Below are 25,172 nucleotides of genomic sequence, written 5' to 3'. Positions count from 1 at the left end.
CCGCGTACAGCGGCCTTCTCGGTGCGCGGATCGCCCGGGCCGGCCGGGTGCCGGCCGAGGGGGGAACCGAGCCGGCGCAGAACACGCCGGACGAGGTCGCGGCGACGTTGAAGCAGCAACGCCTCCTGCAGTGGGCCATCCCGGCGCTGACCGGCACGAGCCCGGGCCGGCCGGGTGCCGGCCGAGGGGGGAACCGAGCCGGCGCAGAACACGCCGGACGAGGTCGCGGCGACGTTGAAGCAGCAACGCCTCCTGCAGTGGGCCATCCCGGCGCTGACCGGCACGATGATCGCGATGGGGGCACAGCAGGGTGAGCAGCAGCGCCCCACCCAGATGTGGAGCGGCATGGCCGGCAAGCTGTCCGGCGTACTGGGCCGCTGACCGCTTGAGCTGACGACCGCCTCCGCCCGCACCTCGGGCCGAGGCGGTTTCCTGCCTGCGTCTCGGACAGGCGTACCGTTGGACCCGTCGCTCCGGACTTCGGCGGCCCTATCCGTCAGGAGAACCGACAGATGACCATCTCCAAGACGGCCGTGGTGGCCGCCCTCCGCGAGCGCGGCCAGCACTCCAGGGCCGACTTCGTCGACCGGGAACTGCCCGACCGCATCGATCCCACCCACCACGGCGGCCTGCTGGCCACGCTCCGCCTCGATCCGTCCGAGCTCGCCGAAGCCGACCCGGCCTGACGGAAGGGCCGCGGCCCTTCCGTCATGACGGCTCGGGGAAGTCGGTGGTCACGCTGAGGTCGCGCCATTGCTCGATGTCGGCGCGCTGGTCGTCGAGGGTCCGGCCGATGACGGTGACGGCGTCCGAGCCGAGCAGCAGCAACGCCGGTGGCCGGCCGGAGTCGACGGCGGTGATCAGCGCCCGGGCGGCCCGGGCGGGGTCGCCGGGCTGGGTGCCGTGGGCGGTGTCGTTCTCCTTGCGGCGCTTGCCGGCGGTGTCGGCGTAGTCGTCGATGACGGTGGCGGACTGGGTCAGCGAGCGGCCGGCGAAGTCGGTACGGAACCCGCCGGGCTCGACCGCCGTCACCCTGATCCCCAGTGGCTCCACCTCCTTGCGCAGCGAACCGGACATGCCCTCCAGCGCCGCCTTGGCGGCCGCGTAGTAGCCAGAGCCGGGCGGGCAGATCCGCGCCCCGATCGACGAGACGTTGAGGATCGTGCCGCTGCGCCGCGCGCGCATCCCCGGCAACACCGCCTTGATCATGGCGACCGCGCCGAAGAAGTTGGTGGCGAACAACCGCTGCACGTCGGCGTCGTCGCCCTCCTCGACGGCCGCGCGGTAGCCGTACCCGGCGTTGTTGACCAGCACGTCGACGCCGCCGAAGCGGTCCTCGGCCGCCCGGACGGCGGCGGTGACCTGCTGCGGGTCGGTGACGTCCAGCGCGAGCGCCAACGCCGTGCCGGGATACCCGCCGGCCAGGTCGCCGACCTTGGCGGCGTCGCGGGCGGTGACGACCGCGTTGTCGCCGCGCGCGAGGACCGCGTCGGCGAGGGCGCGGCCCAGGCCGCTGGAACAGCCGGTGATCAGCCAGGTGGTCATACGTTCTCCAGGTCATGGTCGGGCGTTGATGCGTACGCCCTGTCATCACCGGTCTCCGCGTACGGTGGGTCGGCAGCCCCCTCGACCGCCGGCCCACCGAACGGTTCGTCTCGAGGAGGTTTCCGCCCTCACGGAAAAGACCCCGACTCATCCATGCCGCGCGACATCGATGACACCGGGGTCCGGGGTGACAACGCGACGCTACCCGTACGCAAACGGCGCCGGAAGGGCCGCAGGGCGTGGGAAGCGGTCAGCGCGTGCGTTCGATTCCGGCGAGCAGGTCGGGGGTGTGGCGCTCGTCGGCGGCATCCGCGGCGGCGGCCATGGCCGTGGCGGCCGACGCCGGGCCGGCGCCGGGCGGGACGACCAGCAGATCGAAGCGGTCGCGCCCGAACTCGGTCATGATCGTGACCAGTCCGGCCGGCTGGGACTGGTACCAGCCCAGCCGCACCGCCCGGCGGCCGGCCGCGGCACGTCGCGGATGCGGAAGATCCCACTCCGAGGCGTTCAACCCCACCGTACGCTCGCGCGGCGCGAAAGCGCGGCGCAGACTCTCCGCGGGGCAGGCGCGGCCGGTCCCCGGTCGTGAAGCAGGTGTTTCGCACGGGCGACCAAGGGCACTCCCTAAGCCAAGCACCGCCGCTCAGCGAGGCGTCGTCAGCCGACGAGGTCCATGCGTGAGCGCGGGGAAGGATCGTCATGGGACTCGACGACAAGATCAGCAACAAGGCCCAGGAGGCCGGCGGAAAGGCCAAGCAGGGCCTGGGCGAGGCCACCGACGACAAGGACCTCAAGGCCGAGGGCAAGGCCGACGAGACGTCGTCGAACGTCAAGCAGGCCGGCGAGAAGATCAAGGACGCGTTCAAGAAGTAATCCTTGTGCATGCGGAAGGGGATCGGCTCGAGCCGGTCCCCTTCCGCATGGGCGGCCGCGGACCGACGTAGCGTTGCGGCATGGCGACTACGGTGCTACGCGTCCGGCTTGTCGGCGGCGACCGCTTGGACATCACATACGACGACCCCGGCCTCTCCGACGAGGACGAACTCGTCGAACACGCGATCTCGGCCCTGGCACAGGACTCAGGAGTGCTGCGTACCCGACACGGCGACCGGCTTGTCGTGCTCTACGGCCGCGGCGTCGCCGCGATCGAGGTGGCGCCGCGCGGCGCTGTGATCTGAAGGGGCGACCGAAGCTCCTGGCCGAGGCGCCCTGCTCACCGCCTTCGCGGCGCCGGACCGGCCGGTGAACCCGCCCGGGCGCCCGTGACATCCGGCCGCGGCGAGGTCCCCTGGGAGTCACCCGGCCCGGCTCACCGGCCTTCCGGCCCTGACGCCGCCCGGCACGGGGATGCCAACACTGGAGGATGTCCGTCGCTGGTCGGAGAGGGGCTCGCGATGACCGCCACCCGGTTGATCGTCGGCTCGGGCAAGGCGCCTCCGGCGTCGCGTCCCCGGATCTGTGGAACAGGTGGGGCATCGCGGCACGGCCCGACCGCCGGTGCGGCGATGGACATCGACAGCCGGGGCAGCAGTCTGGGCCGATACCCCTCTCACACCAGGTGTAGCCATGAGTCAGCAACGCAGACTGCGACTCTGGAGCCTGATCGTCGAATCGGCGCACGGTCGGTCCGTCACCATCGACGACGTGGGCGCGGCGGTACTCAGCACTGGCGGGATCGACGCCGCCGCCATCGCGGTCACCCTCCCGGCTGTACCGCGCGAAACGATGTACACCAGCGGCAGCCTTGCCGACGCGTTGGAAGACCTCACCATGACGATCGGCGAGGGACCCAGCGCGGAGGCGATCGCCGACGGTCCCTCGATGATTGCTGACCTCGACGATCCGCAGTGCCTCGCTCGCTGGCCCGTTTTCGCACCGGCAGTGATCGGCCACGGTGTCCGGGCGGTCTTCGCCTTGCCGTTACGCGTCGGGGCGATCCGGCTCGGCGTCATGGATCTGTACCGGCGGGAACGCGGTGCGTTGGAAGGCGAGCTGTTGGCCGACGTGCTGGTGCTGACGGACCTGGCGTGTGCCCTGCTGTTGGGCACCGTCCGGGATGACCGGAAGGGCCGGGATGGGCTGCCCGAGCGGATCGTGCTGCAACACCCCGAGGTCCACCAGGCCACCGGCATGGTCACCGTGCAGCTCGGGGTCAGCGCCGCCGTGGCGCTGGCCCGGCTCCGCGCGTACGCCTATGCCACCGACCGGACCCTGCGCGATGTCGCCGGCGACGTCGTCGCGCGGGTCCTCCGCTTCGATCCCGACGAGGGCACCGACGCCGGATAGCCGTTCTTTTCCGTCGCCGGCGCGAGCCGGCTCACCGCAACCAACCGACCGATCTCCTGCGTGACGAAGGTGAATGACGTGGCTGAGACCCAGCTGGCGGACGTGTTCGTGGAATTGTCCGACACGCTCGTCGACGACTTCGACGTTATCGACTTTCTGCACGGCCTCACCAAACGCTGTGTAGAACTCCTGAGTGTCTCCGCCGCGGGGCTGCTGCTCACCGACGGCCGGGGGACCCTGCAAATGGTGGCCGCCTCGTCGGAGCAGACCCGTCTGCTGGAACTGTTCCAGCTGCAGACCGAGCAAGGTCCGTGCCTGGACTGCTTCCACACCGGAACAGCGGTGTCGGTCCCCGACCTCCAGCGGGCCGGCCGATGGCCACGGTTCACCGCGGCCGCCACGGAGACCGGCTTCGCCGCCGTGCACGCCCTCCCGATGCGGCTGCGGACCGACATCATCGGTGCCCTCAACCTGTTCGACACCGCGCCCGGCGCCCTCGCCCCCGACAAGCAACGCATCGGACGAGCCATGGCCGACGTCGCCACGATAGGACTGCTCCAGCAACGCGCCATCCGTGACCGCACCGCCCTCACCCAGGAGCTTCAGAACACGCTCCACAGCCGGATTTTGATCGAACAGGCCAAGGGCGTACTCGCCGAACGACTTCACATCGGCATGGAAGACGCCTTCACGGCTCTGCTCACCGGTGCCCGCAACCGGAACCAGCCCCTGGCCGTGCTGGCGGCGAACATCGTCAGCGGATCCGACGAGACCACCCCGCTCAGGTAGGGAATGCGGGGAACATCGATCATCCGTCGAGCATGCGGCGCGTGGTGACCTGGCTGATGCGTACGGCCTGTTGCGGCAGTGGCAGCATGCCGGGCACGGGTTCAACTGTCAGCGCATTGTCTGCACATCGTGGGCCTCGCTGACCATGGCGTGCAGACGCTGCACGGGCACGTACCGACGCAGCCGCGGGAATTCCGCGCTTTCCTCGTGAGCCATGTGGTCCAGGAGGGCTTGATGCAGGTTCGCAAATCTCGCATCGAATGTGATGTCACCGGTCCCGAGCCTCTGAAGCTCTGACACCTCGCGCAGAATTCCGCCGGCTTCCACCATGCACGCCACGGCGTCGGCCCCACCGCCTGTCGTGTGATCGACGACCGACGGATGGACAATTTTTCGGTCACTGGCTTCGTGGCTGTTCACCAAGTCGGCAAGTTCGTCGAACAAACGCTGTTTGTCTGAACGGGCCGCCGCATTCACGTCGTCGCAAAGCCTGCGGATCCGGTCGTGTTGAATCGACGAGAAGTCGACGATGTCGTTGATCATGATTCAACCTTCACTCTGGACGGCCGAACAGCCGGATGTCCGGTTGGTCCGGACCTGCCATGCGCCGGTTGTCACTTGTCGACCGATGCCGCTGCCGGCGGAAGCGATGGAGGCTTCCGCAGGCATGACCCGGTCCACTATGACAGCCTGATCGTCACCTTTGCCCGCCGATAGAGGCGTTCGGCCCGGCGTCACCGTGACCCAGCCACAGCGACCACGACGGCCCACGGGCGCGGCGACGATCAAGTCGGTGCCGGCGATCAGGAGGGCCTGGCCGGATCGGATGCAACCCACCGCGGCAGAGCGGCTCGGCCTTTTTCGTTGCGCCTTCGTCCGGGACCGAGCACGCAAAGAAATAGGACGCTCGCGTCGGCCGTATGCCGGGTTCGCCCGGCCATCTCCTTACAAAGGACGAACACATACGCCGCTGACAGAGTTTCAAGCCCTCTGCAGTCTCACCAACCGGGGGACACCTCGGAGCCACAGAGGACTTTTGGCCCTGTACAAAACCCCGCGGGCCGCCCAGAATCACAGGGATCAGGGACGGTCCCTCACGCTCCCGTGGTGGTCGGGTCGTAATACCGACTCCGCGAACGAAGATGGGAGCACCGATGGTCACAGCCCAGGTCTCCAACGCATTCGTGGAAATCGCGGACACCCTCGGCGAGGATTTCGACACGTCGGTGTTTCTGCAGACCCTCACCGACCGAAGCGTCCAGCTCATGCACATCACTGCGGCAGGTGCCCTTCTCGCCGACGAGCACGGCACCCTTCGCCGCAGCACCGCCTCGTCTCGGCGGGCTCTCCTCCTGCAGCAGATCCAGCTGCGAACCGGGCAAGGCCCCGGTGTGGACTGCTTCCGCACCGGGCGAGCCGTCGACGCCGACAACCTGGCCACGGACGACCGCTGGCCGGAGTTCGCGGTCGGCGCCGCCGGCGCGGGCTTCGCGGCCGTCCACGCGGTTGCCATGCGTCATCGGGCCCGGACGGTCGGCGCACTGAATTTCTTCACCACCCAGCTCGGGCCGCTCGACCCGGGTTCTCTCAACACCGGCCGGGCACTGAGCGCGATCGCCACCATCGGACTGCTCCAGCGCGAAGGCGTCCGATCACGGGAGCGCCGGGCCTCGCAGCTGCAGACGGCCCTGGACAGCAGGATCCTCATCGAACAGGCCAAAGGGATCCTGGCCGAGAGGCTGGAAATGAGCGTGGATGACGCCTTCAGCCTCCTGAGGCAGTACGCCCGCAGCCACAACCGGCGTCTGCGCGATGTCGCGCAAGGCATCGTCAACGCGACCGAACAGCTCAACCCTCCGACATCCGGCCGGCCAGCGGCACCGCATCCCACCGGCGAAGCGGTTTCCGCGCCGTGGATCGGCGTCGAGGCACCGCTCAGGATGCCGCACCGGCCTCCCGGCTGACGTCGGCATCTCACGTCCGGCCTTGCCGATTGATCGGTGCACTGCAACACCGCCACGGGTCCAGACCTAGCCCGCTCACCACGTACGCCGTGGAAATTGCCGGCCAGGAGGATACATGTCCATCAATCGGCTATCCGCCACGTCAATGCAGCTACGCATCGTGTCCAGGTGGTTGTCGCGAACCGCCGTGCAGATCACTGTGATCGGCGAGATCGATTCGGCCACCGCCGGCCGGCTGGAAGCGAAGCTGCTCGCCTTCATCCAGACCAAGTCTCTGCAGCGCATGGAGATTGACCTCGCCGGGGTCACGTTCCTGGACTGTCGCGGGCTCAGTGTCCTCATCGTCGTGGGGCAGGCCGCCGCCCGTGCCGGGTGCTGCCTGCAGGTCACCAGACCGCAACCCATCGTCCGGCGCGTCCTGGAACTGACCGGGCTGCTCGGCATCCTCATGTCGGAAGGAGACCATGGTGCTGCATTCCGCGGAGGCGCCTCCGGGACCGGAGCCACGACGAAACGGAAACCCGTTCGCGACGGCAGCCAATCCGGCGGTGGCGCAAGAGGTGGCGCCACCACTGCACAGGCTCGCGGATGACCCGGTGCCGCCGGACGTCGCTTGGCAGCTTGTCCATGACGAGTTGATGCTCGACGGCAACGCCCGGCTGAACCTGGCCACGTTCGTGACCACCTGGATGGAGCCCCAGGCGACGCGGTTGATGGCCGAGTGCGTCAACAAGAACATGATCGATAAAGACGAGTACCCACAGACCGCCGAACTCGAGCGGCGCTGCGTGGCCATCCTGGCCGACCTCTGGCATGCGCCCGACCCGGCCGACGTCATCGGCTGCTCCACGACGGGTTCCAGCGAGGCGTGCATGTTGGCCGGCATGGCGCTCAAGCGGCGCTGGGCCGCCCGCCGGCCGCGCGGCGGGACCGCCCGGCCGAATCTGGTGCTGGGAATCAACGTGCAGGTGTGCTGGGAGAAGTTCTGCAACTACTGGGAGGTCGAGCCGCGGCTGGTCCCGATGGAAGGTGACCGGCTGCACCTGAGCGCCGACGAGGCGGCGGCGCGCTGCGACGAGAACACCATCGGCGTGGTGGCGGTCCTCGGCTCGACCTTCGACGGCAGCTACGAGCCGGTCGCGGAGATCGCCGCCGCACTCGACGCGGTGCAGGAACGCGCCGGCTGGGACATCCCGGTACACGTCGACGGGGCGTCCGGCGCGATGATCGCCCCGTTCCTCGATCCCGGCCTCGTGTGGGATTTCCGGCTGCCCCGAGTGGCCTCGATCAACACCTCGGGACACAAGTACGGCCTGGTGTGTCCGGGAGTCGGCTGGGCGCTGTGGCGCCACCGCCGGAACCTGCCGGAAGAGCTGATCTTCGAGGTGAACTATCTGGGTGGCGACATGCCGACCTTCGCGTTGAGCTTCTCGCGGCCGGGTGCCGAGGTCGTCGCCCAGTACTACACGTTCTTCCGGCTCGGACGGGCCGGCTTCCGGGCAGTCCAGCAGACCTCCCGCGACGTGGCGACCTACCTGTCCGGGCAGATCGCAGCCATGGCTGAATTCCGGCTGCTCAGCCGCGGCGACCAACTACCCGTGTTCGCGTTCACCACCACTGCGGAAGTACGCGCGTTCAACGTCTTCGACGTGTCCCGGCGGCTTCGGGAGCGGGGCTGGCTGGTGCCCGCCTACGCCTTCCCCGCCAACCGCAACGATCTGGCCGTGCTGCGTATCGTGGTGCGTAACGGGTTCACCCGCGACCTGGCCGACCTGTTGCTTACCGACCTGCGGCGGCTCCTGCCCGAGCTGCGGCTTCAACCCGGGCCGCTTCACCCGATCCAAGACGCCACCGGCTTCCACCACTGAACCTGCGGTCAGCCACGAACGACACCGGGCGAGCACGGCATGTGTCGACGTGCATCACACCAGCCGAGACATCTGCATCCGGATGTCCGGTCGCCCGCAGCGCTCGATCGCGGACAGCCCGACAGGGCTCCTCGGGCGCGGTCCGCCTGGCTCCTGGTGACGTCAGTGTCCCGACGAGGGTCGTGGGCCTCTGTCCGAGCGGCGCTGCGTCGAGTGACGGTGGAATGGGCCGCTCGTCGCGTGCGGATAGCCTTCCGCGCCGACCGTGGCGACATCGGCCTACGGACGGAGGAGATGTCATGAACCTGATGACGACTGATCGTCACGCCACGCTCGAACCGCTGCTGACGCTTGATCCGAACGACATCGGTCAGCTTCCGTGGTGCCCCGTGCCGGACTGCCCCGGTGTCGTCGCGAAGGAACTGTGGGCCGCCGGCGACCTGAATGACACGCTGATCTCGTACGGAAAGGGTTGCGCCACCCCGGGACGACCACACCTGGCCGCGCACCAGCACATCTGGGTGATCTCCGGCTCCGCCTCCATTGCGGCGCGGACCCTCGTCGCCGGTTCCTACGTGTATGTGCCGCCAGGCACGACCCATTCGATCACCGCTGGTGCCGGAGGATGCCTGCTCCTGCAGATGCACCTCCCGCTTTCATGACCGGTCGGTGATGGGGATGGCCGGGACGGCCTGAAACCGGACGGCCGACTTGCCGTAGGCAAGGACTACCGGCCCTGCCGGACAACTGCCTGCCGAGAGCACGGTGAGAGTGCAGGCACAGCGGATCCGGGCGGGAACTCCTTCCGCCGATGTGCCGTCGCCCCGAACTCCGGCGACTGGATCGCCTGTCGACATGACCGTCCAGGAGGGGCCATGTCTCTGTCCGCGACGTCGCTCTCAGGAACCAGGGCCTGGCTGACCGGTACGCTCCCGGACCGGCCGGGAGTCTCCACGGCCCCATGCTGAAACTTGTCAGGCAGGCCGCCTCGTACGCCCCAGCCTTGCGGCACCTCGACACGGTCGGGCGCGCCGGCCGTACCGCCTCGGGGACGTGATCGCGATGTGGAGCACCCCGGCGAAGTACGTGGTCGAGCCGGACGCCTGCGCCATCGACGACATCGACGCCAACGCTCGCATCCGGCCGGACCATGCCGCTTTCGCCCGTAAGGTCGACGGCGTCTGGCGCCCGGTGACCTCGCGGGGATTCCTGGACCAGGTGAACGCGCTGGCATCGGGTCTCGTGGCGGCCGGCATCGAGCCCGGAGACCGGGTCGGGCTCATGTCGAGCACCTGTTACGAGTGGACGCTGTGCGACTTCGCGATCTGGGCCGCGGGTGCGGTCACCGTACCGATCTACGAGACCTCTCCCCCGGCCCAGGCCGCCTGGATCCTCCAGGACTCGGGCGCGGTAGCCGCGTTTGCGGAGAACGATCAGTGCGCCGCCGTACTCGACCAGGCCGATGTACCCGGGGTGACGCTACGGTGGCAGCTGGACCGCGACCTCGACAAGCTGATGGCGACCGGCCGGTCCCGGCCGGCGGGACCGCCGGCCGACCGGCGTCAGGCCGTCGGCGCTGCTGCACCGGCGACCATCGTGTACACCTCCGGGACGACCGGCCGGCCGGAGGGCTGCGTCCTCACCCACGACAACCTCGTCGCCGAGGTTCGCAACGTCGCCCTGGCGGACGGTCTGGCCGAACAGGTGCTGACCGAGAGCAGCTCGCTGCTGCTGTTCCTGCCGCTCGCGCACATCTTCGCCCGGATGGTGGCGCTGGTCGCCGTGCACAACGGCACCCAGCTGGCGCATCTGAGCGGGCCCGGCGACCTCGCCGCCGAGCTGCAGCAATACCGGCCGACCCTGATCCTGGGGGTTCCGCGGGTCTTCGAGAAGCTGCACGACAGCGCCAGATTCGCCGCCGCCACGGCCGGGCATCCGCGCCTCTTCCAGCTGGCCGAGACGACGGCGGTCGCCTACAGCCGCGCGCTCGAGCGCGGCCGCCCGGGTTTGTGGCTACGGGGTGCACATCGGTTGTTCGAGCGGCCGGTCTACACCCCGCTGCGTGCCGCCCTGGGCGGGCATGCCCGATACGCGAGCAGCGGCGGTGCCCCGCTCGGCGCTCGTCTCGGTCACTTCCTGCGGGGCGCCGGCGTGACCATCCTGGAAGGCTGGTGCTTGACCGAGACCACCTCCGGATCCACGTTGAATCTTCCCTCCTCTCAGCGGATGGGGACCGTCGGCCGGCGGTTGCCGGGCTGCTCGGTCCGCATCGACACTGACGGTGAAGTGCTGGTGAAGGGACCGAACGTCTTCGCCGGCTACTGGCACGACGACGAGGCGACCGCCGGCATGTTCGACGCCGACGGCTGGCTACGCACCGGGGACCTCGGCGAGCTCGACGACGGCTACCTGCGCATCGTCGGCCGCAAGAAGGACCTGATCATCACCGCGTCCGGCAAGAACGTCGCCCCGGCGCCCCTGGAGGACCAGGTCCGGGCGCACTGGCTGGTCGGCGACTGTCTCGTGGTCGGGCAGGGACGCCCCTACATCGCCGCCCTCGTCACCCTCGACCCCGACGGCTTCGAACGGTGGAAGCACCAGCACAGCCTGCCGGCCACAACGGCGGCCGCGGACCTTCGCGACGACCCGGCCCTGCGGGCCGAGATCCAGACCGCCATCGACACCGCCAACCGCACCGTGTCCCGCGCCGAGGCGATCAAACGGTTCCGCGTCCTGCCGCCCCCCTTCCAGATCGGCGCCGAGCTCACCTCGAGCCGCAAGGTTCGCCGGGACTATGCCGAGGCGAGGCTGGCGGCCGACATCGGCGAACTGTTCTCGCTGTAGCGGCCCTCGCCGGCCGGCCCGCGGCGGTCTCTGCCGTCGGCTCGGCGATGCCGGTTCCACACCGTTCGGCAAGCCGGCGGTTCACAAGACCCGGCTGGACGCCTGGTTACCGACGGCGAGGTCCAGGACGATGGACAGATCCGGACGATCAAGAGCCTCGCGAACGTGGGTCAAAGCATCATCCTCGATGCGCTGCTGCAAGGCGGTGATGTCCGCATCGGCATCGGCGCGTACTGCGATCGACAGCCGGGGTTCCGTGGGACTCCCGTACACCTTGGCCCGGCAGGCGTCGACACCCCGATATGCGGTGATCTCCGCAGTGACCACATCGGTGAGGGCGTCAGCGTCCAGAACGGTCGCTCCAGCAGCTCGGTCAGCGCCGATCGCGATGTCGCCGACGCGGGGGCGCGGGGAAAGGACGGCGATGAGCCAGCGCAGCGCAAGCAACGCGGCGACCACCCCGGCGACGGCCACGGCCGGCCAGAACCAGATGCTGTTGTCGCCGATGTATCGGACGGCCTGGTTGTCGGTCAGGTGCCGGTCGGCGAGGTGATCGCCGAAGACGCCGGTACCGGTGAGGAGCCCGCCCACGCCCGCGGCGAGCAGGGCGACACCGAGCAGGGTGAGCAGGGCGCGGTTGGTGCGGTCGGCGTACATCACGGCTCCCGGGTGGTGACCCGGACCGACAGGGTCGGCGGGTGGCTCAGGTGCAGGGCGTCGAGCTGCCGCTGCGCGGTCTCGGTCAGCGTTGCCCGCACCGCGTCGATGTCGGTGGCGCGGGTGCTGGCGCTGATACGCGCGCGGTGCCGGCGGGCGCGGACGTGCACCCGGCTGACGCCGTCGACGTCGGTGACGGCCCGTCGCAGGGTGTGTGCCAGACCGCCGCGGGTGATCGCAGCGTCGGTGGCGGGGTTGCCGGCGGTGATCGGTAGCCGGGCCGGGCGTCGGGGTGTGAGCTGTGCGACGAGCAGCAGCAATCCGACCACTATCAGGCCGATGCTCAGGAGCAGGACGGGAGCAGCACCCCAGGACGTGCGGGTGGCCCAGGAGTGAACCTCGGGCCAGTCCAGCAGGACGGGGCGGCGGTGGGCGCGTTGTGCGATCACCTCGATCACCCCGACCGTGGCGGCGAAGACGACCCCGATGGCCAGGGCGAAGGCGAACAGGCGGTTGAGGACTCTCATGGCCGTGCCCGATCGGTGCGGGTGAGGTCGGCATGGGTGAAGTCGCTGATCAGGCCGGTGACGGCAATCCGGATCCCGGTGACGTTCAGCCCGGTGAGCTCGTGGACCCGGGTGCGGACATGCTCGCGTACGCGGCGGCTGACCCGGCCGATGGACGCAGGCCATCGGGTGCTGATGGCCAGGTCGAGATAGACGGTCAGACCGTCGACGTCCGCCTTGACCTTCGGCAGCTGACCCGGGCCGGTGCGGCGGATGCCCAGGTGCCCGGCGCCGGGCATCGCGTGGCCGAACATCCGGGGCGCGGCGCCGCCGGCGTCGGGAACCTCCAGAACGGCCCCGGCGGCGATCTTCTCCACCACGTGAGCGGCAATGGTGATCTTTCCGAGCTCCGCTTCTCCGGCCGGAGGTGGGTTGGCGTCGAGCTGGTCCTGTTCGGTCGCGGCGGTCATCGGTGGCTTCGCCTGCCTTGGAGGTAGCCGCTGAGGTCAAGATCGCCGGCGAGGGCCCGGGCGACGGTGAGCCCGAGGCCGCCGAACAGGGCGACGATGAGCATCTGGCCGAAGCTGCCGAAGGCGAGGGCGAAGCCCAGTGCGAGACCAACGATCGTCCCCAGGAACATGCGGTTCATGGTGTCCTCTCCTCCAGCGCGTGGTGCCCCCGGGCCGGCGGCGGGTCGTCGATGTCGGCGATGATCACGTCGACGCGATGCTGCGGGGCCATCGTGCTGACCACGCCTCGGATCTGCGCGACGAGGTCGGTGACCGGTGCCCAGCGGATACGGACCTGCACTCGTATCGTCCCGGCGGTGACGGTGATTCCGTCGATCCGACGGCCCGGCAGATAGGTGGCCGCGCCGGACGGGTGACCACCGATCAGGTCCGCCACGGCCGGGCACCGGCGCACGGCGGCCGCGACGAGGTCGACGTCGACTCCGTCGACGACCGCGTACACGGGCCCGGCCACGGTGGTGGTCATGAGACGCGGGACTCCGGACGGTCCTCGGGCGCTTCGGGCATGTGGACGTCGTCGACGCTGACGTTGACCTCGACAACGTTCAGGCCCGTCATCCGCTCGATCGCGGACTTGACGTTGCGCTGGATGCTGCGGCCCAGCTCGGCGATGCTGACCCCGTACTCGACGACGATGTCCAGGTCGATCGCGGCTTCTGTCTCGCCGACCTCGACACCGACGCCCTGCGCGACGTTCGGGCCGTTGCTGCCCGGGATGCGCTCGCGGAGCGCCCCGAACGCGCGGGTGCCGCCGCTTCCCATCGCCTGGACACCGGACACCTCACGGCAGGCGATACCGGCGATCTTCTGCACCACGTTCTCCGCGACGGTGATCTTTCCCTCGGCCGTGGCGAGCCGGCTCTGACGCGGCAGCGGCGCCAACTCGGCCGTGCTGCGCGAGGCTGTCGCCGGCGCGGTCTGCTCATCGGTAGGCAATGCGGTTGTCATCGGACCACGTGCTCCTTCGGATGAGGCGCATGCAAGCGCCTTCAAGATGGATTCCGCGGCGGGGTCCGGGCTCGCAGATGGTCATTGCGTCTGTCCAGCCGTTGGCCGGACAGCACTACCTGTGCCGGGCTCCGCCCGTTCGGGTCCTGGCGCCCTTCACGACGCCGGCGGCTTTGTCGATCATTTTTCCGGCTTGGGTTCTGGCCTGGGCGAGCCGCTCCACCGCTTCGGCAGAGCGACGATCGGCCCTGCCTTCGCGTTCCAGTCTCTTGTTGCCGGTGAGGGTCCCGGCGGCCTGCTTGACCCGACCAGTCCACCGTTTCGTCTTCGCGCCCATCACGCGCCTTCTTCCTCGGGCATTGCGTGCGCACCGGCCGTACCGGCCTACACGCCCATGGCGAGCGTTGCACTGCCGCCGGCGCGCGCACCAGGGCCACATGGCCCCACCACGTCGACCGGTACGGAACGGCCACTCACGGGTGAGGGTTCGTGAAGAGTTGCCCAGCGAAGCACGGTGGAGCGCCACCCGTGCGGCCCAGGTCGGTCGTGAGAGAGACGAGGCGTGCAGGTGCCTTCAGCGTTGGGGTGTCGACCGGCCGTCCACTATCCCATCGGCCACCCGCCAGGCGTTGGCCATGATGGTCAGGGTCGGGTTGGCCGCGGTCGCGGTGGGGAACGGGCCGCCGTCGACCACGAAAAGGTTGTCCACCTCGTGCGCCCGGCAGTCGCGGTCCAGGACGGACGTTCCCGGATCGTCTCGACGCCGTCGCCGGTGACGACTTGGTAGGCGATGTGGTTGGTGGCTTGCAGGCGACGTGTGGCGCTGACCCGGGCGTAGTAGCGCATCAGGGTGGCCGGGTCGTGACCCAGACGTTCCGCAACCTCATGAATACCGAACCCGGCGTCGAGCAGATTCGACGCGATCAGATGCCGGATCTGGTGCGGGCCGAGCGGCCGGACACCAGCCGCGACAGCGATCTGGTTGAACCGGCCGGTGACGTTGTCCGGCCGCAGATGCCGTCCCGCACGGCCGGTGAACAAGTACCGCGACGCCCGGCCCGACGTCGCTCCCCCGGTCAAGCCCTTGAGGGTGTTGTCGTCCAGGATCAGCGTGCGAAAACCGTTCGGCGACTTCGGCGGCTTCACCCGGACACGGCTACCCGGATCCTCGGCAACGATCTGGCGGGGCTTACCCCCGGATCTTGGACACGGGGTTTATGCGGCCGGGGCCAGCGTATCTGACGTCGCTCGGATGCGGTTCTCGTTGGTGATCGGGGATTGTTGTCCGAGGCGGGAGTGGCGGCGGACGGTGTTGTAGCGGTGCAGCCATCGGAACGAGGCCAGGCGTGCTTCGCGTTCGTCGGTGAACGCTCGGCGGCCTTGCAGGGTCTCGCGTTTGAAGCTGGCGTTGAACGACTCGGCGAGGGCGTTGTCGGCGGAGCTGCCGACCTTGCTCATCGATTGCCGGACGCCTGCGCCGGTGCAGGCGGCGGCGAAGGCCTTCGAAGTGTATTGAGCTCCGTGGTCGGTGTGCATGATCGCTCCGTCGAGGCTGCCGCGAGTCCGTCCGGCCGCGTGCAGGGCGTCGATGACCAGGTCAGTGCGCATGTGATCGGCGATCGCCCACCCCGCCAAACGGCGTGAGTGCAGGTCGATAACCGTTGCCAGGTAAAGGAATCCGCGTTCACCGACCGGGAGGTAGGTGATGTCGCCGACGTAGCGCTGGTTGATCGCCGCGGCGGTGAAGTCACGACCGATCAGGTCTGCTGCCTTCGTCGCGGCCGGCTCCGTGATGGTGGTGGTCACTCGTCGGCGCAGCCGCAGGCCCTGGATGCGGTAGCGGCGCATCACCCGGGCCACCTTCTTCCGGTTGACCCGCTCGCCCCGGTCGTGCAGTTCGGCGGTGACCCGCGGCGCCCCGTAGGTGCCGTCGTGGCGGGCGTGCACGGCCCGGATCCGGGCAGCCAGAGCCGCGTCCGCGGCGTCGCGGGCGGCCCGGTCGGCGGCGGTCGCCTTCCAGTAGTAGAAACTCGAGCGAGCGATGTTCAGGATCTGGCACAACCGCTTCACGCCGTAGCGCTGCTGGTGGTCGGCGACGAACTGGAAGCGGTTCACCAGCGCGTCTCCCCGGCGAAATACCGGGCCGCCTTCCGCAGGATGTCCCGTTCTTCTTCCAACTCCCGGACCCGCCGCCGCAAATCGGCGTTCTCCTGCTCAACCGTGCCCGCCGCCTCATCGGCCGCCGGGATCTCACGCACCGGCCGAGGACTCACGCCACGACGCTCGTCGTCGAGCCGCACCCAGCTGCGCAACATCTCACGGTTAACGCCCAGGTCATCAGCGATCGACGCGATCGTTGCACCCGGCCGAGACCGATACAACGCCACCGCGTCAGCCTTGAACTGCACGGGATAGTGCTTGTTCGCCATCTTGCTTCAGGACTCCTGATCTACCCGGAACCCACAGGATCCCAGGTTCAAGTGTCCAAGATCAGGGGGCAAGGCCCCCTCGATGGCTGTAATATTTGGGGTTACCTGGTTGACCTTCAGTCCCCATGAGTCGGCCACCGAGACCACTCCGATCGCCAGGAATGTGTCGAACTGTTCCCTGATCTGTGCGGTGGACGGCATCGGGTCGTCGGTCTGCTCCTCACGGGCGATGTCTGCCTTCGTGACTCGGTTCGGGACGGTGCCGGTCCGGACGAGCAGCCTGTGGTTGATGACGAGGTTCGCCAGGGCCATGAGCAGATGCCACTCCTTGCGGCCGTCGGCGAGCAGGTCAGCGAAGCGCGCTCGCAGAGTTGCGTCGCTCAAAGCCTGGGGCAAGGTGTGTCGGGTCATGGCGCTCGCGTGCGTGTAGGGGGGGGTCGCATTACAATTCGGTTAAGCAGTATCAGCACGTGCTTTTATGTACGCAGAGGCGGACAGAACGGCACGGCCATGCCGCCCGATTTCAGCCAATCCTGGAGAAGTTGATCAATGCTGTGACCAGGCGCGTGACCACGGCCAATCAAGTGCGGTGACTGTCATCCGATGCGCGCACCATTCCGAGAGTCAGCTGACATAATCCCTGCTCCCGCATACTTGGCATATTAGGGCTCAGCTCGGCGGAGTACGGGAGCGAAGATGCCACGGCTGATGGTGTCATCAGATCTCTTGCCGCGCCGAGGCGAGATCCAGCCTTCGATCAGTTGACGAATGTTCCGATATCCCGCGGGGCGGTTAGCTGGCTCCATACGCCACCGAGCCCTCTCGCCGATGAGTCGGTAGCAGCGGGCCCCGCTGAAAATCAGGTGATGGTCGCCGTCCTGCTCCCATAAGGCAGGACCGGTGTGGGTAGCGAGCTGAGTCCACGTCTGATCGTTGCAAGTCACAAATCCGTGTCTCGGGAGGGGCCATCGTCGCAGCGAGTCGGCCAATAGTCGGTCGGCGGTGACGCCGGCCAGCGGATTTACGGCGAATTCCAGGTCGGCCTCTGCCATGTAATGCTCGAAGTAACGCCAGGCCTCGCCAAGTGCGCCCGTACCGTCGAGGCGCATACCAAGCTCCATGCCGCCGGTCAGGCCCATCGTGGTCATGAAGTTGGCCGAGAAGAGGGAACCGATGCGGCAATCCGCGAGGCATCCTTTGGCGTGCGTAAGCGTGTCGGCGTAAATTTCCGCTCCGGCCGCCTGGAATGCGGCTGCCTCGGCTCGTGACGATTCAACGTGGTTGCGGCCACGCAGCAGCAGTCGCACCCGTACACCTCGTTCGATGGCGCGGCACACAGGCTCGTAGAGGATCCCGGGTCGGGCGGGTGCCTTCGGCATGTCGAAGGTCATATTGCCGATGCTGAAAGTGCCCAGGATCACTTCATGCTCGGCCTGGTCGATCGTCCGTCGGATGTCGTCGAGAATGCGATGCTGGTCCTGCCAGGTCCATAGCAGGCGGCCGGATTCGGGGCCCTCGTCCAGGGCATCGTCTGCCGGGCTGCGGTCGCTTACGGAGTGGTACGACGGTGCTGGCGGCATGTCCCAGGGACTTTGCCGCCACAGGCGCCGGAAGGCCCAGGCCAGCACGGCGACCTCGTCGATTCCATCCAGCACCACGCCGTTCTCGCCGACGCAGGTGAACGAGCGAGTGACCAGATTGGCGCTGGAGACCAGGGCACGAGCATCGTCCACGACGGCGAACTTCGCGTGGAGCCCCGGGTAGCCGCGGACGTAGATACCGCTGGTCGTCAGCCGGTGGAAGTTGCGGAACTCGGTCTGGGTGTCGACGTCCATGGTGTCGGATGCGTCATTGATAGCCTTGCTCAGCCCGCGGTCGTCGAGCGCCGAGACGACATAGACGCCGCCTTGAAGCCGGTCGGCCGCCCGTTCGAGAGCCTGTCGGACCTGCTCGTCACCGAGGAAAAGGGTGGCAACGAACACTCGCCGGGTCGCCGAGTCGATCAGGCGCACCAGTTCCTCGCGGATGTTCGACCCTCCACCGTCGTAGGTGAGACAGTGCCGCACGCCGTCCTGCGATTCGGTATCGCGGGGGATGAAGGGGCTACGGGTGGGCGGTCCGTCCTGGCGCCTGAGGAAGAAGGCGCCTTCCACAGTTCGCTTTCCCAGGTCGATGACCTGGCCCAGGTTGCCTGCCGGAAACTCATTCACCGGGGAAGTCCTCCTTTCGGCGCAGGGCGTAGACGTGCTGGTAGTGTTGTCCGGTCCACAGCGCGCTGCGTACGTCGGCCACAGTCAGACCGTCCGGCGGCAGGCCGTACCGTTCCGTACTGGCCGCCGTGATGGCTGCCAGCTGCCCGGAATCGATGTTGGCGACCGATCTGGCCGACACTTCGGCCACGGCATGCTGGAGCGCGAAGATTCGTGACGCATGCTCGTCGCCCGGAACGAACTCGACATCGACGTAGACGACGTCACGTTCACCGTGGATTAGCAAACCACCGGGGTGGCCCAGCCGGATCCTGTCCGCAGCGGCGGAAGCGGCTGCCTCCTGGCCCAACTCGTAGCGCCATCTCCCGCCCGTTCTCGTCGCCACCGCGGGTCCCCATGCGTCGGCAGCCGAGTCCGCTTGCTGAGCGAGGTCCTCCCATCGGCTGGCCAGCTGGTTCGCGAACGGGATCTGCAGGGTGAGGCGTTTGGAGGGACCTATTTCGATTTTCAGGTAGGCGCGGGACGTGCCGTCGGCGCTGACCCGCACATATCCGCTGCAGCGGAACTGCTTACACACGTCGGCGATCAGTGTCTCGGTGGCTACCGGACTCACAATGTCCTTCGGAAGCCCGCGGATTGCTTGTCTAGCAATGCGCTCGGCGATGAGAATGTGCTGACTGGTCAGACCGGTGCCACGAGGGACGTCAACGAAGCCGGCCGATTTCGCATTGTGCAGGCGCGGTGCCCGCCGACCCGCATTGGGGGAAAGTGCCACGATCTCGTCGGTGTCCGCGAGGTACAGCAGCGTGACTTGAGTCTGGCGCAGTCTCACCGCGGCGGCCTGGTCCAGCGCGGGCTGGGCATAGTCCGTCGCGACCGCGCCGTACCCGTCGGTCTGGAGCAGGCCGAGGCTCCCGAGTCTGCTGATGATGCCGTCCACGGCTTCGGCTGGAATGCCGGTGATCTCCTCGATGTCAGCAGCGTGGACGGGATCCAGGGCTATCGCCGCCTCAAGGATCAGCCGGTCGATTGCGGTCAGGTCCTCCTCAAACTTGCTGATCATCGGCACGTCCGGCCAAACGTCAAGGCCGATGAGCGATTCTTGTACGACGACGGTCGCCTTGGTGTCGGTTTGCCGTGCGGCGTGGAACTCGAAGCGGACCGTCATAACCGGCGAACTCGCATGAAGTCGTCGTCCTGGTCGACGAGCCGGAAGAGGTTCTCGTAAAAGATCCGCGCAGGACCGGGTTCTGCGCCAGCGGAGGGAGCGCCGAGCGCGCTGAGAGTAGGGCCATGGCCGACGAACACAAGGGCGCGGCGAGCCCGGGTAAAGGCGACGTTGAGGCGCCGGATGTCTTGCAGCCATTGGCCGTACCCTGGGCCGATTCGCCCGGTGTGTGCCCTGGTGAAACTGATGATGACGAGGTCGCTCTGCTGGCCCTGAATGCGGTCGATTACGTCGATGACCTCCCACTGCAGGTGTGGCAGGTCCAGGCTGCGTAGCCGGCGTGATAGTTGTTGGGCCTGAGCCCGGTAGAACGCCAGAACGCTGACAGTGACGGGCTTGGAGCCGCTTCGCGCGAGATCTTCGTTGTAGAGGCGGCAGACGCGTTCTACGAAGTACTGCTCTCGTTCGTTGGCGAAGCCGTGATCCTGTGGCGTGTCACCGGAGTCCCGGAAGTGGCTGGTGTCGACGAATGTCACCGGTTTCGTCAGCGTCTCGGCGAGCACCAACGGAGTCAGCCCGATCGCAGCGAGATCGGCGGGAGGCGGTGTACGGTATCGCCCTCCATAGACCGGGTCGGCAACGATCCGGGCCAACGGTTCGATCATGCGCCGCTGCCAGACGAGTTCTTGCCGCAGCCCGGCGGGAACCTGGGGCGCCACCCGCTGGAACAAGCTTTGCACCAGGTGGCGCAGCATGGCCGTGAGCACCTGCCGGTCCGGATCGTTTCGGTTGCCGGATGACTGGACGCGACGGTACGCCGAGTCGAAAGGGTCCCGGAAGCTCGCGGCCCACAGACCGCTGGAGCTCAGCTCCTCCGCGACGGCCAGCACACTCTCGGCACGGAACTTGTGGAGTTCCTCGTCCTCGGCCCAGACCTGCGCCAGGTATTGCACGGAGGCTTCGAGGCTCTCGCCGGCGCCGCGGTGGAAGCGGTGCAGGGCGGTCAGCGCGTGCAGGAAATGCTCGTCGCGCTGGTCGACGTGCGGGGGCAGTTGGTGTTCGTCGCCGACGAGAATCCACCGTCGCGCCCGTGTGGCGCCGATGAGGAACTCGCTCTCGGTCACCCGGCTCGCCTCATCGACGATAAGGGTGTCGTAGTCGGCGTACCGGACGACCTGGCTGCCTCGTCCGACGATTCCTTTGGTGGTGGCACACACGAGGTTCGCGGCCCGGACGAGCGACTCGCGGATGTCGGCCAAGAGCAGGTCGTCAGACTGGCCGCTGGTCAACTCGCACCATCGTTGGTGCAGTGACGGAAGTCGTCGTAGTACGTGCAAGCGGCGCTCAAGTTGCTCAATGTTCCGGCTATGGTCCGCCGAGTTTTTGGACTGCCCGGCAAGGATCTGGCTGATCTTTTCGACTCGCTCGACTGCGGCATCGTAGCGGCTCTGAGTTTCGGTGAAATCCTGCTCAGCAACGGCAAGCGAGCTTGCGGTGCGAGCTCTGCCCAGCTCCAGTTCCCGCTGGCACCAGGTCTGGTCTTCCAGGGCGGACCGCCGTTCCTGCCGTGCCGCAATGAGGTCCGCCACAGCCTGTGACAACTGCCCGGCGATCTGAGCGACCGGTCCCAGCGCGGTCAGCTTTCCATGGTCCGCGCCTGCTGGCGGCTTCCCGGCGAGGAGGTTCGGAACCGTTCCGGCTAGGAACGCAGCGACTCTCCGCCTCTCGTTCATGTCGGCAAGCCCTGTCAAAGCAGGTTGAGCGTCGCCGATGGCCTCCGCGAGCCGGATCCACCGCAAGGTGCTCTGCCGCACAGCCGCATCCATCTGCTGCCGAGCGTTGCCGGTACGTTCTCGTGCGGCCACGACGTCGTTGGTGCGGGGGGCCTCGATAGCGACCAAGTGGCCTTCGGCCCTGCGTTTCCAGTCCATGGCTGAGCGTGACCGGTTCTGCCAGTAGGCGACCGCTGACTCTGCCTCGTCCGCCCGGCGGCGGGCGGCGGTGACGCGACCGAGATTCATTACCGTCAGCATCCGCCCGAGCTGGTTCTGATCGGAGACCGCGTTGTCCAGGTTCAGCTGCGCCCGCCGCAACTCCGTCAAGGCGTCCTCCAGCCGCGCCACCACAGCACGGTGGTCCAGGTCGGCCCGTGTTACGGCGTTTCTCGCCTCTGCCACATCGTGGTTCAGTTGCCCTGTTGCCCTGTTGAGTTCGGTGTTCGCGGCGCCGAGAGCGCTCGCGGCGGTCGCGGCTACCCGCATCGCCGCCTGCCAGCTCCGCGCGAGCGGGGGCAGCGGCTCGAGTATCGGACGAGCCGTCGCGAGCAGGGCATCGTGGATGCGGACGGCTCGGCTCAGCGTGCTGGAGGCAGCATCGACGCGAGCTGTCGCCGACTCCGTCGCCCCATTCAGGGTGGCCAACTCCTGATCGGCCCTGACTCGGCTAAGTTCGAGGCGTTCGGCGGCCGCCGCGAGCGCGACCCGCGTGTGGGCCAAAACAGTCGCCTGACGGCGTTTGTCCGCGATGGCGGAGATCGCTCGTCGGGCGTCCTGGATGCGCACCTCAACCTGAGCCAAGTTTTTGGCCCACTGTGGGTCGCGAGCGCCCTTCTCGGGTCGGACGACGAGGCCCGTAAGACCGGCTCCGACATTGGGCTCGAGGTAATCGCGGACGGACTCGTGCACCCGGTCGTCATCCCAGGTGATGCGTAGCGGCCGGACGCCGGGCTTATGCCCGATCCTGCCCAGAACCTCGTCGACAGCGACATGAGTCGGCGCCAGAAGCAGCACCCGCTCGCCCCGTGCCGTCAACTGTCTGACGATCTCACAGATGACCTCGGTCTTGCCTGTTCCCGGCGGACCCTGCACCAGAAACGCGTGCGGGGTCGAGACCGCACCGGCGACAGCTCGCCGCTGCTCATCGTTCAGAGGCACGCTGCTGTCGCTGTCGTCGCAGAAGAACCGCTGGGGCAACGCGATTGGCTCCTTGGCAGTGAGGCCCTGGGGGCGGCACATCAGGCGGGCCAGATCGTCCCAAGAGCCCTCCACCTCGCCATTGAGAAAGCTTTTGAGCGCCAGTGCGTTCTGGCGCATCCCGAACGGTCTGACGAGATTGACGGTCACTTCGGTCCCGCGCTTGGGCGACCAGTGACCGGTTTGCCGGACCGCGAGTCGCCCGGCGCGTACTCGTTGGACGCTGGTGTTCACCGTGACGCCGCTTGAGGCGGTGATCGTCACCCGTCGGCGGTCGAAGTCGGCCAGGTCCGTGGCGGCCTTGACCTCGACGACCACCGTGCCCGCTCCGTCGATGCCCTCCTCGACGGAGAGAACGATGCCCGAGACGGTTTGCTCGGCGGCTTCCGGACGTTGCTCAACAATCTCCAGGAGCCGCTTCAGTCGGCCGTACTCCAGGTAAACCGCGCGCTTGAGCTGTTCGGAAGCGGGCGCTCTGAAGCGACCCTCGTGAATCTGACGCCACTGTTCCAGCTGCCTGAGCAAGTCCTCCATATCGAAGGCCAGCTCGCGATAGTTCGGCTCAAAAGAGACGACGGCCGGCACGATGCGGTCATACCGGCGAGGCATCGAGGACGTCAGCTCGATGGCCGTCACCTCGGCCAGCCAGGCTCCCGACGACTGACCTTTACGACGCCGGACCCGGGCCTCGAATCGGGAGCCGCCGAGCCGATAGGTTTGAGGACCCTGCTGTCCCGATGAACGGTATCGGGCGATCCAAATTCCGCCGGCCATGTCGTCGCTCACTTGGTCCAGCGTGGCGCCATCCGGTAAGGCAAACTTCTGCTGCGTGGACAGCAGGATCTCCGCGATCCGCATGGGCGGCGGGTGACCGGCGTTCGGTTGATCAGGCTCGAGTAGGGGCGGTGCCATCAAATCTCGCTGACGAACCGTAGCGTCTCGATACGCTCGGTGATGTTCTGCTTTGGTTCGTGGACCTGCCAGAAGTGATGCATAAGAGCACGGGCCCGCCCGCTGAGCTGAGCGCTCTGATCCATTGACACCGATGCGGTGCCATGGGCGAGAACCGACCGGTTGCGGGTGTCGACCACACCACGCATGTTGCTGATAGCGGATGGCGTCGTCCAACTGATCCGCTTTAACACCGCGTCGTCCTTGAGATACAGCAAGAGCATCGCGTCCATCAGTGCGATCTTGCGTGGCAGGGTGTGCGTTGGTGCCCCGTACACCTCGGTGGTCAATGCGGCATACCGGGCTTCCAGGTCGTCCACGTCACCCAGCTTGGCGTAGTCGGGATCGACTGGGTCGAGCCCGAACTCACTGGAAAGTCGTTCCTCGAACGCCTTCTCGATGCTTCGGTAGTAGAGAAGCGCGGCGAAGTCGTGACGGCCCTGGGCCCGATAGTGCTCGCCCAGAAGGAAGAAGTTGAGCAGCATCGTCGGCCCGTCCCGGCCCGCGAGCGCCTCCGCGAACTCCAGTTGGTTCGTAATCCTTCGCGCGATGGGGACAGCGAGCGCCATCCGGTTCTCACGCAAGTGATCCCGAACGCGAACGATCAGATCCGGCAACCCGTCGACGTCGAGGTTGCACCAGGCCTCGTACAGGGCGGCGAGGTCGCGGAGGAACCGCACCCGGGTCGGTTCGGCGATCGAATCGCTCAGCTTCTCGAACAGCGCATGCGCGCCGGAATACACGCCGCTGCCGAACATGGCCATCGCGGCGGTCAGGTCCTTGTCCCCGAACAGTGCCGTCGGATTCGGTAGCACACACAGCCGTTCGCTGCCGGGAAGGGCCTGGCGGATCTCGGGGTCAAAGGTGCTGTCGATGTAGCACATCGGAAGGTCTAACTGGGAAGCGGCCAGCGCCGCACCAGCGCTCATCGCCTTCTTCCCACCGGTGATGTCGATGATCACCCGTGGCGGCCGCCCAGCAGCCAGCAGGGAGCGGACCTCTCTCAGCACGATGTCGTAAATGCTGGTCGGATCGACGGGATCGCAGGTTACATGCCGGACCTCGGAAAACTTAATCTTGCCAGCGAGCTTCTCCCAGATCGCGTCGATCGTCTTCTGGGTGCCCTCCGACGTGATGATCAAGATCCTCGCCGGCCGGGTCAGCGCGAAGGCGAGGAGCGTCGTCTCCGGGGAGAACCCAGAAAGGCTGATCAGCAGATCGACTGCTGGCCGCTCGACGTCCGTGGAGTTGGCTCGTGCGACTTCGACTGCTTCATCGTAGATCTCGGCCAGCCGGAAGGCCTGGGCCTGCTCGGCCGCCGTGCCCTCGCCATACTCCTCCTCGCCGCGGAAGATCCGCCGCATGCGAGAGTGCTTCTCATCCAAGCTCCCCATAGGAAAGACACTCTATCGACAACGCCGTCGACGGCGCGGTATTTGTGCGCGCCCGCATCTCCCGGCGCCCCTCCCTGCCCCCATGTATGGATGGATGATCTGAGCTGACGC

Annotated in this window: 29 protein-coding genes; 11 read left to right on the top strand and 18 right to left on the bottom strand. The window is 67.6% G+C overall.

Translation table 11 applies throughout. From position 1 onward, the window contains the following. The first annotated feature begins 174 nt into the window (after window positions 1-174). Together IT780_RS41005 and IT780_RS41000 are read left to right on the top strand one after the other, a co-directional pair. Complete coding sequence (locus tag IT780_RS41005) at window positions 175-381, top strand: hypothetical protein (protein WP_199517308.1); 207 nt, start codon at window positions 175-177, stop codon at window positions 379-381. 131 nt (window positions 382-512) lie between these two features. Beyond that, window positions 513-686 carry a hypothetical protein gene (locus IT780_RS41000; protein WP_199517307.1) on the top strand — a complete coding sequence of 58 codons (174 nt, stop codon included), beginning with the start codon at window positions 513-515 and terminating at the stop codon, window positions 684-686. Window positions 687-708: 22 nt separating this feature from the next. Here IT780_RS41000 and IT780_RS40995 read toward each other — a convergent pair whose 3' ends face one another. After that, on the bottom strand, window positions 709-1,545 hold the full coding sequence (locus IT780_RS40995; protein ID WP_199517306.1) for an oxidoreductase: 837 nt from the start codon (window positions 1,543-1,545) through the stop codon (window positions 709-711). Between the two features lie 250 nt (window positions 1,546-1,795). Beyond that, window positions 1,796-2,062 carry a DUF5994 family protein gene (locus tag IT780_RS40990; RefSeq protein WP_199517305.1) on the bottom strand — a complete coding sequence of 89 codons (267 nt, stop codon included), beginning with the start codon at window positions 2,060-2,062 and terminating at the stop codon, window positions 1,796-1,798. A gap of 182 nt (window positions 2,063-2,244) precedes the next feature. On the opposite strand from IT780_RS40990, the gene IT780_RS40985 reads away from it, so the two are divergent. The 4 genes from IT780_RS40985 to IT780_RS40970 all read left to right on the top strand — a co-directional run bounded on the left by IT780_RS40985 (window position 2,245) and on the right by IT780_RS40970 (window position 4,620). Continuing rightward, complete coding sequence (locus IT780_RS40985) at window positions 2,245-2,418, top strand: CsbD family protein (RefSeq protein ID WP_199517304.1); 174 nt, start codon at window positions 2,245-2,247, stop codon at window positions 2,416-2,418. 80 nt (window positions 2,419-2,498) lie between these two features. Continuing rightward, on the top strand, window positions 2,499-2,723 hold the full coding sequence (locus IT780_RS40980; RefSeq protein ID WP_199517303.1) for a hypothetical protein: 225 nt from the start codon (window positions 2,499-2,501) through the stop codon (window positions 2,721-2,723). Between the two features lie 388 nt (window positions 2,724-3,111). Further along, window positions 3,112-3,831 (top strand): ANTAR domain-containing protein, encoded by a 720-nt coding sequence (locus IT780_RS40975; protein WP_199517302.1) that lies wholly within the window; start codon window positions 3,112-3,114, stop codon window positions 3,829-3,831. 78 nt (window positions 3,832-3,909) lie between these two features. Beyond that, complete coding sequence (locus IT780_RS40970) at window positions 3,910-4,620, top strand: ANTAR domain-containing protein (protein ID WP_307831670.1); 711 nt, start codon at window positions 3,910-3,912, stop codon at window positions 4,618-4,620. 108 nt (window positions 4,621-4,728) lie between these two features. Here the strand turns inward: IT780_RS40970 and IT780_RS40965 are convergent, their stop codons facing one another. Next, window positions 4,729-5,163, bottom strand: a complete 435-nt coding sequence (locus IT780_RS40965; protein WP_199517301.1) for a hemerythrin domain-containing protein — start codon at window positions 5,161-5,163, stop codon at window positions 4,729-4,731. A gap of 611 nt (window positions 5,164-5,774) precedes the next feature. Between IT780_RS40965 and IT780_RS40960 the strand changes: the two genes are divergently transcribed. From IT780_RS40960 to IT780_RS40945, 5 genes are all read left to right on the top strand, one after another. Then, the gene (locus IT780_RS40960) at window positions 5,775-6,584 is read left to right on the top strand and encodes a GAF and ANTAR domain-containing protein (RefSeq protein WP_199517300.1); all 810 of its coding nucleotides are present in this window, start codon (window positions 5,775-5,777) and stop codon (window positions 6,582-6,584) included. Between the two features lie 115 nt (window positions 6,585-6,699). Then, window positions 6,700-7,176: an STAS domain-containing protein gene (locus tag IT780_RS42455; RefSeq protein ID WP_372443934.1), complete on the top strand. Its 477-nt coding sequence runs from the start codon at window positions 6,700-6,702 to the stop codon at window positions 7,174-7,176. Next, on the top strand, window positions 7,133-8,452 hold the full coding sequence (gad, locus tag IT780_RS40955) for a glutamate decarboxylase (RefSeq protein ID WP_372443933.1): 1,320 nt from the start codon (window positions 7,133-7,135) through the stop codon (window positions 8,450-8,452). Before IT780_RS42455 ends, gad begins: the two co-directional genes overlap by 44 nt. Window positions 8,453-8,751: 299 nt before the next feature. Further along, on the top strand, window positions 8,752-9,114 hold the full coding sequence (locus tag IT780_RS40950) for a cupin domain-containing protein (RefSeq protein ID WP_199517298.1): 363 nt from the start codon (window positions 8,752-8,754) through the stop codon (window positions 9,112-9,114). Between the two features lie 400 nt (window positions 9,115-9,514). Then, the gene (locus IT780_RS40945) at window positions 9,515-11,296 is read left to right on the top strand and encodes an AMP-dependent synthetase/ligase (protein ID WP_199517297.1); all 1,782 of its coding nucleotides are present in this window, start codon (window positions 9,515-9,517) and stop codon (window positions 11,294-11,296) included. 81 nt (window positions 11,297-11,377) lie between these two features. Here the strand turns inward: IT780_RS40945 and amaP are convergent, their stop codons facing one another. From amaP to IT780_RS40875, 15 genes are all read right to left on the bottom strand, one after another. Next, a complete protein-coding gene (amaP, locus tag IT780_RS40940) occupies window positions 11,378-11,953 on the bottom strand; it encodes an alkaline shock response membrane anchor protein AmaP (RefSeq protein ID WP_199517296.1) in 576 nt (191 codons plus the stop codon). After that, window positions 11,953-12,480, bottom strand: coding sequence for a DUF6286 domain-containing protein (locus tag IT780_RS40935; RefSeq protein WP_199517295.1), 528 nt, complete (start codon window positions 12,478-12,480; stop codon window positions 11,953-11,955). The genes amaP and IT780_RS40935 overlap by 1 nt, the downstream gene beginning before the upstream one ends. Then, a complete protein-coding gene (locus IT780_RS40930; protein ID WP_199517294.1) occupies window positions 12,477-12,929 on the bottom strand; it encodes an Asp23/Gls24 family envelope stress response protein in 453 nt (150 codons plus the stop codon). The genes IT780_RS40935 and IT780_RS40930 overlap by 4 nt, the downstream gene beginning before the upstream one ends. Further along, the gene (locus IT780_RS40925; protein ID WP_199517293.1) at window positions 12,926-13,108 is read right to left on the bottom strand and encodes a hypothetical protein; all 183 of its coding nucleotides are present in this window, start codon (window positions 13,106-13,108) and stop codon (window positions 12,926-12,928) included. The genes IT780_RS40930 and IT780_RS40925 overlap by 4 nt, the downstream gene beginning before the upstream one ends. Then, window positions 13,105-13,455 (bottom strand): hypothetical protein, encoded by a 351-nt coding sequence (locus IT780_RS40920; RefSeq protein WP_199517292.1) that lies wholly within the window; start codon window positions 13,453-13,455, stop codon window positions 13,105-13,107. The genes IT780_RS40925 and IT780_RS40920 overlap by 4 nt, the downstream gene beginning before the upstream one ends. Next, window positions 13,452-13,937, bottom strand: coding sequence for an Asp23/Gls24 family envelope stress response protein (locus IT780_RS40915; RefSeq protein ID WP_199517291.1), 486 nt, complete (start codon window positions 13,935-13,937; stop codon window positions 13,452-13,454). Before IT780_RS40915 ends, IT780_RS40920 begins: the two co-directional genes overlap by 4 nt. 115 nt (window positions 13,938-14,052) lie before the next feature. After that, entirely contained in the window at window positions 14,053-14,274 is a 222-nt protein-coding gene (locus tag IT780_RS40910) for a CsbD family protein (protein WP_199517290.1), read from the bottom strand. Window positions 14,275-14,511: 237 nt separating this feature from the next. Continuing rightward, window positions 14,512-14,631, bottom strand: coding sequence for a hypothetical protein (locus tag IT780_RS42450; RefSeq protein WP_307831669.1), 120 nt, complete (start codon window positions 14,629-14,631; stop codon window positions 14,512-14,514). After that, window positions 14,580-15,083: a tyrosine-type recombinase/integrase gene (locus IT780_RS43380; protein ID WP_307831668.1), complete on the bottom strand. Its 504-nt coding sequence runs from the start codon at window positions 15,081-15,083 to the stop codon at window positions 14,580-14,582. Before IT780_RS43380 ends, IT780_RS42450 begins: the two co-directional genes overlap by 52 nt. A gap of 69 nt (window positions 15,084-15,152) precedes the next feature. Continuing rightward, a protein-coding gene (locus IT780_RS40900; RefSeq protein ID WP_199517289.1) for an IS3 family transposase occupies window positions 15,153-16,366 on the bottom strand; the annotation gives its coding sequence in 2 pieces (ribosomal slippage) (window positions 15,153-16,063 and window positions 16,063-16,366; 1,215 coding nt in all). A gap of 6 nt (window positions 16,367-16,372) precedes the next feature. Further along, entirely contained in the window at window positions 16,373-16,777 is a 405-nt protein-coding gene (locus IT780_RS40895; RefSeq protein WP_199517288.1) for a hypothetical protein, read from the bottom strand. A 251-nt stretch (window positions 16,778-17,028) separates the two neighbouring features. Further along, window positions 17,029-18,576: a phospholipase D-like domain-containing protein gene (locus IT780_RS40890; RefSeq protein ID WP_199517287.1), complete on the bottom strand. Its 1,548-nt coding sequence runs from the start codon at window positions 18,574-18,576 to the stop codon at window positions 17,029-17,031. Next, complete coding sequence (locus tag IT780_RS40885) at window positions 18,569-19,744, bottom strand: hypothetical protein (protein WP_199517286.1); 1,176 nt, start codon at window positions 19,742-19,744, stop codon at window positions 18,569-18,571. Before IT780_RS40885 ends, IT780_RS40890 begins: the two co-directional genes overlap by 8 nt. Beyond that, on the bottom strand, window positions 19,741-23,574 hold the full coding sequence (locus tag IT780_RS40880) for a DEAD/DEAH box helicase (RefSeq protein ID WP_199517285.1): 3,834 nt from the start codon (window positions 23,572-23,574) through the stop codon (window positions 19,741-19,743). The genes IT780_RS40885 and IT780_RS40880 overlap by 4 nt, the downstream gene beginning before the upstream one ends. 53 nt (window positions 23,575-23,627) lie before the next feature. Continuing rightward, complete coding sequence (locus IT780_RS40875) at window positions 23,628-25,031, bottom strand: hypothetical protein (protein WP_199517284.1); 1,404 nt, start codon at window positions 25,029-25,031, stop codon at window positions 23,628-23,630. Between the last annotated feature and the right edge of the window lie 141 nt (window positions 25,032-25,172).

Origin of the sequence: Nucisporomicrobium flavum, assembly GCF_016464385.1 — a bacterium.
Classification (GTDB): Bacteria; Actinomycetota; Actinomycetes; order Mycobacteriales; family Micromonosporaceae; genus Actinoplanes; species Actinoplanes flavus_A.
This window is presented reverse-complemented; position numbering and strand designations above follow the sequence as displayed.

Bases quoted from the DNA above. Each gene is read 5' to 3' on its own strand.
- IT780_RS40995 (WP_199517306.1), bottom strand. From the start codon at position 1,545: ATGACCACCTGGCTGATCACCGGCTGTTCCAGCGGCCTGGGCCGCGCC.
- IT780_RS40885 (WP_199517286.1), bottom strand. From the start codon at position 19,744: ATGACGGTCCGCTTCGAGTTCCACGCCGCACGGCAAACCGACACCAAG.
- IT780_RS40960 (WP_199517300.1), top strand. From the start codon at position 5,775: ATGGTCACAGCCCAGGTCTCCAACGCATTCGTGGAAATCGCGGACACC.
- IT780_RS40895 (WP_199517288.1), bottom strand. From the start codon at position 16,777: ATGACCCGACACACCTTGCCCCAGGCTTTGAGCGACGCAACTCTGCGA.
- IT780_RS40880 (WP_199517285.1), bottom strand. From the start codon at position 23,574: ATGCGGATCGCGGAGATCCTGCTGTCCACGCAGCAGAAGTTTGCCTTA.
- IT780_RS42455 (WP_372443934.1), top strand. From the start codon at position 6,700: ATGTCCATCAATCGGCTATCCGCCACGTCAATGCAGCTACGCATCGTG.
- IT780_RS40985 (WP_199517304.1), top strand. From the start codon at position 2,245: ATGGGACTCGACGACAAGATCAGCAACAAGGCCCAGGAGGCCGGCGGA.
- amaP (WP_199517296.1), bottom strand. From the start codon at position 11,953: ATGTACGCCGACCGCACCAACCGCGCCCTGCTCACCCTGCTCGGTGTC.
- IT780_RS41000 (WP_199517307.1), top strand. From the start codon at position 513: ATGACCATCTCCAAGACGGCCGTGGTGGCCGCCCTCCGCGAGCGCGGC.
- IT780_RS40875 (WP_199517284.1), bottom strand. From the start codon at position 25,031: ATGCGGCGGATCTTCCGCGGCGAGGAGGAGTATGGCGAGGGCACGGCG.
- IT780_RS40935 (WP_199517295.1), bottom strand. From the start codon at position 12,480: ATGAGAGTCCTCAACCGCCTGTTCGCCTTCGCCCTGGCCATCGGGGTC.
- IT780_RS40925 (WP_199517293.1), bottom strand. From the start codon at position 13,108: ATGAACCGCATGTTCCTGGGGACGATCGTTGGTCTCGCACTGGGCTTC.
- IT780_RS40965 (WP_199517301.1), bottom strand. From the start codon at position 5,163: ATGATCAACGACATCGTCGACTTCTCGTCGATTCAACACGACCGGATC.
- IT780_RS40950 (WP_199517298.1), top strand. From the start codon at position 8,752: ATGAACCTGATGACGACTGATCGTCACGCCACGCTCGAACCGCTGCTG.
- IT780_RS40945 (WP_199517297.1), top strand. From the start codon at position 9,515: ATGTGGAGCACCCCGGCGAAGTACGTGGTCGAGCCGGACGCCTGCGCC.
- IT780_RS40980 (WP_199517303.1), top strand. From the start codon at position 2,499: ATGGCGACTACGGTGCTACGCGTCCGGCTTGTCGGCGGCGACCGCTTG.
- IT780_RS40915 (WP_199517291.1), bottom strand. From the start codon at position 13,937: ATGACAACCGCATTGCCTACCGATGAGCAGACCGCGCCGGCGACAGCC.
- IT780_RS40930 (WP_199517294.1), bottom strand. From the start codon at position 12,929: ATGACCGCCGCGACCGAACAGGACCAGCTCGACGCCAACCCACCTCCG.
- IT780_RS40975 (WP_199517302.1), top strand. From the start codon at position 3,112: ATGAGTCAGCAACGCAGACTGCGACTCTGGAGCCTGATCGTCGAATCG.
- IT780_RS40910 (WP_199517290.1), bottom strand. From the start codon at position 14,274: ATGGGCGCGAAGACGAAACGGTGGACTGGTCGGGTCAAGCAGGCCGCC.
- IT780_RS40920 (WP_199517292.1), bottom strand. From the start codon at position 13,455: ATGACCACCACCGTGGCCGGGCCCGTGTACGCGGTCGTCGACGGAGTC.